This window comes from Algirhabdus cladophorae, from assembly GCF_044772865.1.
Classification (GTDB): domain Bacteria; phylum Pseudomonadota; class Alphaproteobacteria; order Rhodobacterales; family Rhodobacteraceae; genus Algirhabdus; species Algirhabdus cladophorae.
In genome coordinates, this window is the sequence record NZ_CP173029.1 from 1392034 (window position 1) to 1403125 (window position 11092).

General features: G+C 55.9%; 10 protein-coding genes. 8 read left to right on the top strand and 2 right to left on the bottom strand.

What is annotated here, in order from left to right:
• Window positions 1-18 precede the first annotated feature (18 nt).
• The gene (gene glpK, locus ACIRQ6_RS06780) at window positions 19-1506 is read left to right on the top strand and encodes a glycerol kinase GlpK (protein WP_420863372.1); all 1488 of its coding nucleotides are present in this window, start codon (window positions 19-21) and stop codon (window positions 1504-1506) included.
• Here the strand turns inward: glpK and bhcR are convergent.
• Complete coding sequence (gene bhcR / locus ACIRQ6_RS06785) at window positions 1503-2309, bottom strand: HTH-type transcriptional regulator BhcR (protein ID WP_420863373.1); 807 nt, start codon at window positions 2307-2309, stop codon at window positions 1503-1505. The genes glpK and bhcR overlap by 4 nt on opposite strands.
• A 181-nt stretch (window positions 2310-2490) precedes the next feature.
• On the opposite strand from bhcR, the gene bhcA reads away from it, so the two are divergent.
• From bhcA to ACIRQ6_RS06810, 5 genes are all read left to right on the top strand, one after another.
• Window positions 2491-3681 (top strand): L-aspartate--glyoxylate aminotransferase BhcA, encoded by a 1191-nt coding sequence (bhcA, locus tag ACIRQ6_RS06790; protein WP_420863374.1) that lies wholly within the window; start codon window positions 2491-2493, stop codon window positions 3679-3681.
• Window positions 3682-3685: 4 nt separating this feature from the next.
• Entirely contained in the window at window positions 3686-4657 is a 972-nt protein-coding gene (gene bhcB, locus ACIRQ6_RS06795; protein WP_420863375.1) for a beta-hydroxyaspartate dehydratase BhcB, read from the top strand.
• 11 nt (window positions 4658-4668) lie between these two features.
• Window positions 4669-5832: a 3-hydroxy-D-aspartate aldolase BhcC gene (gene bhcC, locus ACIRQ6_RS06800; protein WP_420863376.1), complete on the top strand. Its 1164-nt coding sequence runs from the start codon at window positions 4669-4671 to the stop codon at window positions 5830-5832.
• A 78-nt stretch (window positions 5833-5910) separates the two neighbouring features.
• Window positions 5911-6873 carry an iminosuccinate reductase BhcD gene (gene bhcD / locus ACIRQ6_RS06805; protein ID WP_420863377.1) on the top strand — a complete coding sequence of 321 codons (963 nt, stop codon included), beginning with the start codon at window positions 5911-5913 and terminating at the stop codon, window positions 6871-6873.
• A gap of 25 nt (window positions 6874-6898) precedes the next feature.
• Complete coding sequence (locus tag ACIRQ6_RS06810) at window positions 6899-7891, top strand: type I glyceraldehyde-3-phosphate dehydrogenase (protein ID WP_420863378.1); 993 nt, start codon at window positions 6899-6901, stop codon at window positions 7889-7891.
• On the opposite strand, the gene ACIRQ6_RS06815 is transcribed toward ACIRQ6_RS06810, so the two are convergent.
• Window positions 7888-9246: an MATE family efflux transporter gene (locus ACIRQ6_RS06815; protein ID WP_420863379.1), complete on the bottom strand. Its 1359-nt coding sequence runs from the start codon at window positions 9244-9246 to the stop codon at window positions 7888-7890. The genes ACIRQ6_RS06810 and ACIRQ6_RS06815 overlap by 4 nt on opposite strands.
• A 100-nt stretch (window positions 9247-9346) precedes the next feature.
• Between ACIRQ6_RS06815 and ACIRQ6_RS06820 the strand changes: the two genes are divergently transcribed.
• The gene (locus tag ACIRQ6_RS06820; RefSeq protein WP_420863380.1) at window positions 9347-10111 is read left to right on the top strand and encodes an HpcH/HpaI aldolase family protein; all 765 of its coding nucleotides are present in this window, start codon (window positions 9347-9349) and stop codon (window positions 10109-10111) included.
• 40 nt (window positions 10112-10151) lie between these two features.
• Window positions 10152-11042, top strand: a complete 891-nt coding sequence (locus ACIRQ6_RS06825) for a LysR substrate-binding domain-containing protein (protein WP_420863381.1) — start codon at window positions 10152-10154, stop codon at window positions 11040-11042.
• Window positions 11043-11092 lie beyond the last annotated feature (50 nt).

The window sequence follows — 11092 nt, forward strand, 5'->3', positions numbered from 1 at the left end:
AAAAAGGGGGCAGGGGCTATGACACATATTTTGGCAATCGATCAAGGTACGACATCCAGTCGGGCGATTATCTTTGATGCGGCCATGGGCATTGCTGCCTCGGCGCAAGAAGAATTCACCCAGCATTTTCCGGCTTCGGGATGGGTGGAACATGATCCGTCGGATATTTGGGCCACCACTGCGGGCACCTGTCGGGCCGCCATTGAAAAGGCTGGACTGGCTGCGGATGATATCGCGGCTATTGGCATTACAAACCAACGTGAGACGACACTGGTCTGGGACCTCAAAACCGGCAAGGCCATCTACAATGCCATCGTTTGGCAGGACCGCCGCACCCATGAGACCTGTCAGGCGCTGAAGGCCGAAGGCTTGGAACCCAAGATCACCCACAAAACTGGGCTTTTGTTGGATCCGTATTTCTCGGCGACCAAATTGAAATGGATTTTGGACAACGTCGACGGCGCGCGCGCCCGTGCGCAGGCGGGCGAGTTAGCGTTTGGCACTGTGGACAGCTATCTGATTTGGCACCTGACGGGCGGGGCGTCGCATGTGACCGATGCGACCAATGCCGCCCGCACAATGCTCTATAATATTCGTGAGGGTCAGTGGGACGTCGAGATTTGTGCGTGGCTCGACATTCCCATGTCGATGCTGCCCGAGGTCAAAGACTGTGCCGATGAATTTGGCATGACGCGTCCGGATCTTTTTGGCAAACCCTTGCCAATTCTGGGCGTTGCCGGGGATCAGCAGGCGGCCACTGTGGGGCAGGCGTGTTTCCAGCCGGGCATGCTGAAATCCACCTATGGCACGGGCTGTTTTGCGCTGCTTAATACTGGCGACACACTGGTCGAAAGCAAAAGCCGCCTTTTGGGTACGATTGCTTATCAATTAGACGGCAAGCCCACCTATGCATTGGAAGGGTCGATCTTTATCGCGGGTGCTGTGGTACAATGGCTGCGGGATGGGTTGAAAATCATTCGCGATGCGTCCGAAACCCAAGGCTTGGCCGAGGCAGCGGATTTGACACAAACGCTGTATATGGTGCCGGCCTTTACGGGGCTTGGCGCGCCGTATTGGGATGCGGAATGTCGTGGTGCCATTTACGGCTTGACGCGCAATTCAGGTCCTGCCGAATTTGCCAAAGCGGCGCTTCAGAGTGTTGGCTACCAAACCCGCGATTTGTTGGAGGCTATGACAGCGGATTGGCCCGGTGGTAGCGATGCCGCTACGTTGCGGGTGGATGGGGGCATGTCGGCGTCTGATTGGTCGATGCAGTTTTTGTCCGATATCATCGGGGCCCCAGTGGATCGACCAACGGTTCTGGAAACCACGGCCCTTGGGGCGGCGTGGTTGGCGGGTATGCGCGCTGGGATATACCCCGATATGGACGGGTTCTCGCAGACTTGGGCGGTGGATCAGCGCTTTGCCCCGCTGATGGACGATCCCGCGCGGGAGGCACTTTATGCCGGGTGGAAGGATGCGGTGGAACGCACCCTAAGCCGCTAAAGCTGTGCTCCCAGCCCCAGCGAGAGACCTTTTGCGGCCTCAGCAACCTGCGCGCCGATCTCGGGGACGGCCCCCACACTGACCCGTGCAGAAGGCCCCGAGATCGAGATGCCGCCAACAACTTCGCCCAGTGCATCAAAGATCGGGGCCGCAACGCAGCGCATGCCTAGGTGCCGTTCTTCATTGTCCACAGCATAGCCCCGCGCGCGGGTCCGTTCCATATCGCGCAACAAAGCGTCTTTTGTGATCAGCGTGTTTTCGGTGAACTGTTCTTTTGGAGCCGCCATCAAACCATCAAGCATATCTTGCGGCCAATAAGCGATGATCGCCTTGCCAATGCCCGAGACATGCAGTGGCGATTGCGTGCCGGGGGGAAAGAAGGCGCGGATGGTTTTGTGGGTCTCGACCTGGCTAAGAAACATCACATGATCGCCCCGTGCGACACCAAGGTTCGCCGTCTCGCCAGTTAGATCCATGAGTTGCCGCATAAAGGGCCGCGCCCGTTCAACCAAAGACGTGCGCCGCAGAAACGATGAACCGATCACAAAGCAACGCGAGCCAATGTGCCATGTCTGGTCCTGACCGATCAATTCCACCATGCCGCGGGCCTGAAGGGTCGATAGAACGCGGTACACGGTAGCGGCACTTTGATCCACGTGCGTGGCCAGTTCTGTCAGTGTGGCCCCCTCCATTTTCGAGAGGGTCTCGAGGATCATCATGGCGCGATCCAACGACTTAATCGTGTTTTGTTCAGTCTTGTCGTTAAAAGCCCGAGGCCTCCCACGGCTGCGTTTTTCATCCATTTTGCTTGGATCCTTGCGAATTAAATTTATAAATGAAAAAGTATTTCGAATTATGAAAAATGCAAGGCTCTGTTTTTAAATATATATTTCTAGAACATGATTTTTGAAAAATAATTTCAAAAAAATTGAGTTGTGCATCTGTGCCCCTCATAACCGGTGCAACCACGAGGGGAGACAGACGATGAGTTTTCAAAACCCAGTATTCATTCCGGGCCCAACCAACATTCCAGAAGTGTTGCGCAAGGCCTGCGACATGCCCACGATCGATCATCGGTCGCCAATGTTCGGGACAATCTTGCACCCTGCACGGGCCGCCGTGGCGCAGATCCTAAAGTCCACAACAGCAGAGGTGTTTATCTTTGCTGCCACGGGCACCGGGGGCTGGGAAACAGCGATTACCAATACACTGAACGAAGGCGATGGTGTGCTGATTGCGCGCAACGGTATGTTTTCACACAAGTGGATCGATATGTGTCAGCGCCATGGGCTGGACGTGCATATTGTGGAGACCCCATGGGGCCACGGCATTGATGCCAACCAGTACGAAACCATCCTGCGCGCAGACAGCGCAGGCAAGATCAAAGCGGTCTTGGCAACCCACAATGAAACAGCAACGGGCGTGAAATCCGACATCGCAGCCATCCGCGCGGCCATGGATGCAGCTGGTCATGATGCGATGCTTTTTGTAGATGGCGTATCCTCCATTGGGTCCATGGATTTCCGTATGGATGAATGGCAGGTCGACGTAGCTGTTACAGGCTCGCAAAAGGGGTTTATGCTGCCCGCTGGCCTTGCCATTGTAGGGTTTAGCTCTCGCGCGGTTGCGGCCAGTGCTACCGCCGGGTTGCACCGGACGTTCTTTGACATAAACGATATGGCTAAGGGCTATGAGGCCAACGCCTATCCCTACACACCTGCTGTGGGTCTGATGAACGGGCTGAAAACATCCTGCGATATGTTGCTGGCCGAAGGCATCGAAAACGTTTTTGCCCGCCACACACGGATCGCCAATGGGGTGCGGGCAGCCGTCGGGGCGTGGGGGATGGATCTATGCGCCGTCTCGCCTGATGTTTATTCCGACACGGTTAGCGCGATCAAAACACCCGAGGGGTTTAATGCCAGCGATATCGTCGCCCATGCGGCCACCAACTATGGCATGGCCTTCGGGGCTGGCTTGGGCGAAGTGGCAGGCCGCGTCTTTCGCATCGGGCATCTGGGCAGTCTCACTGATGCTATGGCTCTCAGCGGCATTGCCACGGCCGAGATGGTGATGGCTGATCTCGGGCTAGGGATTGAGTTAGGCAGCGGTGTTGCTGCGGCTCAGAACAGCTACAGGCACGGCTCGTTCATCGGTCAAATGGCAGCGGAGTAATTCCATGAAGGACGCAACTGACATGTATATTCCGACCTTTCAGGATGTTTTGGACGCCCACGCGCGGGTCAAACCTTATATCCATCGCACGCCTGTACTGACGTCGGCCTACCTCAACGAGCTCACTGGGGCCGAGTTGTTTTTCAAATGCGAGAACTTCCAAAAAGCAGGGGCCTTTAAAGTGCGCGGCGCCTCGAACGCGGTATTTGGACTGCGCGACGACCAGCTTGAGGCCGGGGTTGCCACACATTCCAGCGGCAATCATGCCTTGTCCCTGTCCTATGCAGCAGGCCGTCGGGGCATCCCGTGTCATGTGGTCATGCCCCGCACAGCGCCTGAGGCCAAAAAGGCCGCGGTGCGCGGATATGGCGGGATCATCACTGAATGTGAGCCCTCGACCACCAGTCGCGAAGCCGTTTTCGCCGAGGTCCAAGCGGCCACAGGCGCAGAATTCGTACATCCCTACAATGACCCAAGGGTCATCGCCGGGCAGGGCACCTGTTCGCTAGAACTTATGGAGCAAGCTAATGATCTTGATGCTGTGGTCGCCCCAATCGGTGGCGGTGGTATGGTCTCTGGAACATGCCTCACCCTCTCAAATATCGCTCCTGATACCGAAATATATGCGGCAGAACCTCTTAATGCTGATGACGCCGCGCGCAGCTTCCGAGCAGGGCACATCATTGCCGACGATGCGCCGGACACCATCGCCGATGGGCTGAAAGTTCCTTTGAAAGAAAGGACTTGGCACTTTGTTTCGAACTATGTGACGGATGTATTGACCGCCACAGAAGACGAAATCGTCGATGCTATGAAACTGACGTGGCAGCGTATGAAGATTGTGATGGAGGCCTCTTGCGCCCCGCCTTTGGCCACGATCCTAAAAAACCCTGAACTGTTCGCAGGCAAACGGGTCGGCGTGATCATCACTGGCGGCAACGTTGACATGAATAACCTTCCTTGGACCCTCAAATAAGGACAAATACCATGAATGATATGACCAAAATTGCTGATCTCGATGTAGGGTTCGACGTGCCTGCGATCCCCGGTATGGACGCTGCTGACATTCAAACCCCTGCTCTGGTGGTGGATCTGGATGCCCTTGAGCGTAACATCAAAAAGATGGGTGATATCGCCAAACAAATGGGCGTACGCCATCGGGTGCATGGCAAAATGCACAAGTCTGTTGATGTGGCCTTGCTGCAAGAAACACTTGGCGGATCCTGCGGCGTGTGCTGCCAAAAGGTCTCCGAGGCCGAAGTGTTCGCCCGTGGCGGTATCAAGGATGTTTTGGTCTCGAACCAAGTGCGCCAACCGGCCAAGATTGACCGGCTCGCGCGGCTTCCTTTGTTGGGTGCGCGGACTTTGTGTTGTGTGGATGATCTGGACAACGTGGCCGATTTGTCTGCTGCGGCGCAAAAGCACGGGACGCAAATCGAATGTCTGGTCGAGATTGACTGCGGCGCGGGCCGGTGTGGCGTGAACTCGACCGAAGCAGTGGTCGAGATTGCCAAAGCCTTGGACGCAGCACCGGGCCTGAAATTTGGCGGCATCCAAGCCTACCAAGGGGCGATGCAGCACATGGACAGCTATGAGGACCGCAAGGCCAAGATCGAAGTGGCCGTGGCGCAGGTAAAGGACGCTGTGGACACCCTCAAGGCGGAAGGGCTGGAGTGCGATATCGTCGGAGGCGGCGGCACGGGCAGCTATTATTTTGAAGGCACATCAGGGGTTTATAACGAACTACAATGTGGTTCTTATGCCTTTATGGATGCCGATTATGGCCGTATCTTGGACAAGCAGGGTAATCGCATCGACCAAGGCGAATGGGAAAATGCGCTCTTTATCCTGACCTCGGTAATGAGCCATACCAAAGCCGACAAAGCCATTGTTGATGCAGGCCTAAAAGCCCAATCGGTCGACAGTGGCCTGCCTGTGATCTTTGGGCGCGCTGATGTGGAATATGTCAAATGCTCGGACGAGCACGGCGTGGTGGCAGACCCTGACGGCGTTCTGAAAGTGAACGACCACCTTAAATTGGTGCCGGGTCACTGCGACCCCACATGCAACGTACATGATTGGTACGTCGGCGTGCGCGGCCGCAAGGTCGAAACCCTCTGGCCCATCAGTGCCCGTGGCAAAGCCTACTAAAGTGTGAAGCGGGGCGCGGTCCCCGCTTCTTTTTTCCAAAAATACTCAAATACCCACGACTGCAAAGGATGCAGACCCATGATTATTGTCCCCGAAAAAGAAATCGCTGCCCTCATCACCCCAGAGGCAAGCTTCGAGGCCGTCGAGGCCGTGTTTGCCGCCATGTCGCGGGGGGATGCCTATAATTTTCCTGTGATCCGCGAAGCCATTGGTCATGCGGATGCGCTTTATGGGTTCAAATCGGGCTTTGATCGGGCAGGGCTAGCCCTGGGTCTGAAATCCGGGGGCTATTGGCCGGGCAACGCGGACAAAGGCCTGACCAATCACCAGTCTACCGTGTTCTTATTCGATGCAGATACCGGCCAACCCAGCGCAATGGTCGGGGGCAATTTGCTTACGGCGCTGCGCACGGCGGCGGCCAGTGCTGTGTCGATCAAGCATCTGTCACGTCCCGACAGCAAAGTACTGGGCATGGTTGGGGCGGGGCATCAATCGGTGTTCCAAATGCGCGCTGCTGTCCAACAACGTGGTTTCGAGAAGGTCATCGGCTGGAACTACCACCCTGAAATGCTATCGCGATTGGAAGAGGAAGCCTCTGCCTTGGGCTTGCCGTTTGAGGCGGTTACGCTGGATGAAATGGGTGCACAGGCTGATGTGATTATCACGATCACTTCCAGCTTTGATGCCATCCTAAAGGCGGATCAAATCAAGGACGGCACACATCTGGCCTGCATGGGCACCGATACCAAAGGCAAGCAAGAGGTCGACGCGGCTTTGATTGAACGCGCCACAGTCTTTACAGACGAGATCGCCCAATCCACCACAATTGGCGAGGCGCAACACGCGGTCATCGCAGGCATGAATCCAGCCCAGATCACTGAAATCGGCAAGGTGATCAACGGTGACCACAAAGGACGCAGTTCGGCCAGCGAGGTGACTTTGTTTGATGGAACCGGTGTCGGCCTGCAAGACTTGGCCGTTGCCAGCAAAGCCGTGACACTGGCCCAAGAGGCTGGTGTCGCAATTGAGGTTGCGGTCTGATCCCGTGACTGTCTAGGGTGCGGCTATGACCAAACCAATAAAAATTGCGATCAACGGGTTCGGCCGCATTGGCCGGACCATTTTGCGGTGTTTGTTGACCACGCGTATGGACGTGGCGCTGGATGTTGTTCTTATAAACGACATTTCGGACATTGATTTATGTGCGCATCTCTTTGAATTTGATAGTGTTTTTGGCCCATATCATGGGGGTGTCGAGGTCGAGGGCGACACCATCCGCTTTGGCCCCAAACAGATTGGCTTTTCACAAAGCGCGGATCTGCGGGATTTGGATCTCAGCGATATTGATTTGGTGATCGAGTCCACAGGCCAGTCCAAAACCCGTGCGTTTGCCGAACGCGGCCTCATGGCAGGCGCAGGCCGTGTGCTGATTTCGGGACCGTGTGAGACGGCAGACCTTACGCTGGTTCTGGGGGCCAATGACGATGAATTGCAGGGTCAAAAAGTCGTCAGCAATGCCAGCTGCACGACCAACGCGCTGGCCCCGCTTTTGAAGGTTCTCGACGATGGCTTTGGAATCAAAACCGGCCATATGACGACGATCCATTGCTACACAGGATCCCAACCCACCATAGATGCGCCGCGTGGGGATATGGCACGCTCGCGGGCGGCGGCCCTGTCTATGGTGCCGACAACCACATCAGCAGCGCGGCTGATCGACAAGGTCTTGCCGCATCTTGCAGGACGTGTCGTGGGCTGTGCTGTGCGGGTGCCCACTGCCAGTGTGTCGGCCGTAGATCTGACAGTACAGCTGTCACAGGCTGTGACCCATGAACAGGTTCAAAAGTTGCTGCACGCCTCACAAAGCCCGATCATTGGCCTGACCGAAAAGCCTTTGGTCAGTACAGATTTGCGCGCGCGGGCCGAAAGCATTGTCATGGCCATGCCGGAAACCACGGTTTTGCCCGATGGTTTGGTGCGGGTCTTTGGCTGGTATGACAACGAATGGGGTTTTTCCAACCGGATGATAGATGTGGCCCTGCGGATGGGGCCTGCTTAGCTGGCTTTGGTGAACAAACCACCGATCAATTCCTTGGCCACGCGTTCGATCAAAATGGCCGACACGATCAGGCCAGTGACCACTGATGTGGCAATCCCAAACCACACACCCCAAACGCCCAGATCGAACAGGACCACAAAGATATAGGCAAAGAGCGCGACACCAATGCCCTGTCGGTAGATGCCGATCCACAGGGTATACAGCGGTTTTTTGAACGCTTGGAACATCGAATTGATCCCGAAAAGGACCACATAAACCGGTAGTATAAACCCATCGACGTTTAGGTAGGATTTCCCGATGCGGATGACCTCAGGGTCGTCGGTAAATATCCGCATAGCCGGACCAGAGGCCACCCACAGCAAACAGGCGGCTGCCAACATCAAAGCTGCACCCGCCTTGAAACAAAAGAACGCGGCCTCACGCACCCGGTCGAAATTTTTGGCCCCGTAGTTCTGCGCCACAATTGGCAACAAGGCGCCCGTCAGGCCAAAGGCAGGCAGCAGCAGCAATTGTTCAATGCGCAATGCCACGCCGTAGGCGGCCACAGCCTCGCCGCCAAAACCCTTGAGGAAATACTGGATCACAAAGCCCGCGACCATCATCACGATCATCGCAAAGCTGGCGGGCAGGGCTTGGCTGGTGATCTCGCCCATGACTTTGAAATCAGGTCGATACTGTCGCGTGCCTTGCATCGCATCCGAGCGGTAAACCCGCAGCAAAATGAAAACCATGACGCCGTATTGGCTGAGGATCGTGCTGACGGCGATGCCGTTGAACCCCAGTTCAGGAAACGGTCCATACCCATATATCAACAAAGGATTTAGGATCACATTGGCCACAAAAGCCGCCATATTGGCATACTGCATTGATTTGGTGTCGCCTTGGGCTGTCAGGATCCCGTTGGCCCCATAGGCCAGCAAAAACGCAGGTGCCGCCAGCAGCAACACATTCAGATAATCCTCGGCTGCAGTGCGATAGGCGCCCGGTTCTGACACCACGGCAAGAAGGCTCGGGCCAAAGCTATAGCCCAAGATGATCCCCAAAATCGCCGCCCCGAACCCGTAAGCCAAGCCTTGGCTGGCAATGATGCTGGTCTGGGTGGATTTCTCGCCCAAGGCGTTGCCCACAAGGGCGCTCATCGCGGAACTTAGGCCAAAGCCTAAGGCAATCAGGACGAAAAACACTTGAAAACTGATCGCCAGACCGGCCTGGGCATCTGTGGAAATTGCCCCGGCGTAGTAGACGTCGACTACGTTATATAGTGTGGTGAACACCATGCCGATGGCTGTGGGAATGGCCAGCGTGCGAAAATGGCCGGGGATTGATCCAGTTGTCAGGTCATGAGAGGTGGCCATTGCCGAAGCTTTCTGATTGGGTTGAAAGACGTCGAAACTGGACTGGGTCGCGCCCGACGACCCTTCATGCACCAGTTTCTATTCCGAGGAAAGGACTGACATGGCTGCCCCGAACAATCGCTTTAAATCCCGCATGGCTGCGGGCGACACGGTGACTGCCTGCTGGTTGGGCATGGCGGACGCTTATGTGGCCTCAATGGCGGGGCGTGCGGGCTGGGATTTGCTGGTGATTGATGGCGAGCATGCCCCAAATGACATCCGGTCTATTTTGGCCCAATTGCAGGCGCTTGAGGCCAGCGATAGCGACGTGATGGTGCGCTTGCCTGTGGGGCAAACGCATTTGATCAAGCAGGCTTTGGACATCGGGGCGCAAAACCTGTTGATCCCCATGGTCGAAACTGCAGATCAGGCGCGCGATCTGGTTGCTGCGGTGCGGTATCCGCCCGTTGGTCGGCGCGGCGTTGGGGCCGCCTTGGCGCGGGCCAGCGGCTTTACCACGGTGCCTGATTATATCGAGACAGCAGATGATCAAATCTGCCTGTTTGTGCAGGTCGAAAATCGAGCAGGCCTTGCCAGTTTAGACGAGATTTTGGCGATAGACGGCGTCGATGGGGTGTTTATCGGCCCTGCAGATTTGGCGGCGGATATGGGGTTCGGGGCTAATTCTGCGGCCCCTGAGGTGCGTGCAGCTATTAAGACCGCGATGAAAAAAATCCAAGCAGCGGGCAAAGCTACAGGCATTTTGACCTTGGATGCGGCCTATGCCAGCACATGTCGCGCTATGGGTGTCCAGATGATCGCGAATGCCATTGACGTGGTTCTCTATGTCAAGGCGATGCAGGCGGCGGCTGCGGTTAAGCCTTAGGTCTTGCCTCAAATGGGTTAATCTGGTTCATCTATGGGCTATGGCGCGTCCCTTTTATAACCTTCCGTCTTTGACAGCGCTGGCGGCGTTTGAAGCCGCTGCACGCCATCAGAGTTTCAAGACCGCAGCACAAGAATTGAACGTGACATCGGGCGCCGTAAGCCATCAGATCAAATCCCTCGAGCGCGAGATCGGGCAAACTCTGTTTCAACGGCAGCATCGGGGGGTCAGCCTGACGGACAATGGTGCGGTTTTGTTTCGCGCGGTGCAGGGTGGTTTTTCAGATATCGCAGACAGCGTGCAGCGGTTGCGCAATCACACACAGGACGGTGTTGTCACAATCGCGGCAACCTCTGCCGTTAGTGCGTTATGGCTGACCCCGCGTTTGGCAAAATATTGGGAGGCCAACCCACAGGCGCGGGTCAATCAATATGTATCTGACACGTTGGATCCCACGGCGCGGGCTGCTGACTTGATCATAAAATACGGCTCTATCGACGATAAGAAACGTATTGAGACACCTTTATTTAATGATGTGCTGTTGCCCTTGGTCGCACCCAACAGGTTCCCGGATCTAAGCCAGGGATTGGGTGAGCTTGCGCAATTACCGCTGATCCATTTGGACGCCGACAGCGCAAGTTGGACAAATTGGAAAACATGGTTCAACCAGTTGGGCTACACAGGTCCGATTGCACGCGAGCGGCAAGTCAACACCTACACCATTGCCCTGCAAGCGGCACAATCGGGGGCCGGAATCGTTTTGGGGTGGCAACGCTTGGTCGAGCCTTTGCTGCGCAGTGGGGCTTTGGTGCCGTTTAGCGACTTTGTCATAACAGCGCCCGTCAGTTTCAAAGTAGTCTCGGATCCTGTGTCTGATTTGCCTGAAGAAACGGCCCATCTGCGGGCTTTCCTTCTTGAGACCGTTGAGTGAATTAAATTCACCTCAGACGTGGAATTTTCCCACTTGCCAGAAAGGTCCAA

Bases quoted from the DNA above. Each gene is read 5' to 3' on its own strand.
- glpK (WP_420863372.1), top strand. From the start codon at position 19: ATGACACATATTTTGGCAATCGATCAAGGTACGACATCCAGTCGGGCG.
- ACIRQ6_RS06810 (WP_420863378.1), top strand. From the start codon at position 6,899: ATGACCAAACCAATAAAAATTGCGATCAACGGGTTCGGCCGCATTGGC.
- ACIRQ6_RS06820 (WP_420863380.1), top strand. From the start codon at position 9,347: ATGGCTGCCCCGAACAATCGCTTTAAATCCCGCATGGCTGCGGGCGAC.
- bhcD (WP_420863377.1), top strand. From the start codon at position 5,911: ATGATTATTGTCCCCGAAAAAGAAATCGCTGCCCTCATCACCCCAGAG.
- ACIRQ6_RS06815 (WP_420863379.1), bottom strand. From the start codon at position 9,246: ATGGCCACCTCTCATGACCTGACAACTGGATCAATCCCCGGCCATTTT.
- bhcR (WP_420863373.1), bottom strand. From the start codon at position 2,309: ATGGATGAAAAACGCAGCCGTGGGAGGCCTCGGGCTTTTAACGACAAG.
- bhcB (WP_420863375.1), top strand. From the start codon at position 3,686: ATGAAGGACGCAACTGACATGTATATTCCGACCTTTCAGGATGTTTTG.
- ACIRQ6_RS06825 (WP_420863381.1), top strand. From the start codon at position 10,152: ATGGCGCGTCCCTTTTATAACCTTCCGTCTTTGACAGCGCTGGCGGCG.
- bhcA (WP_420863374.1), top strand. From the start codon at position 2,491: ATGAGTTTTCAAAACCCAGTATTCATTCCGGGCCCAACCAACATTCCA.
- bhcC (WP_420863376.1), top strand. From the start codon at position 4,669: ATGAATGATATGACCAAAATTGCTGATCTCGATGTAGGGTTCGACGTG.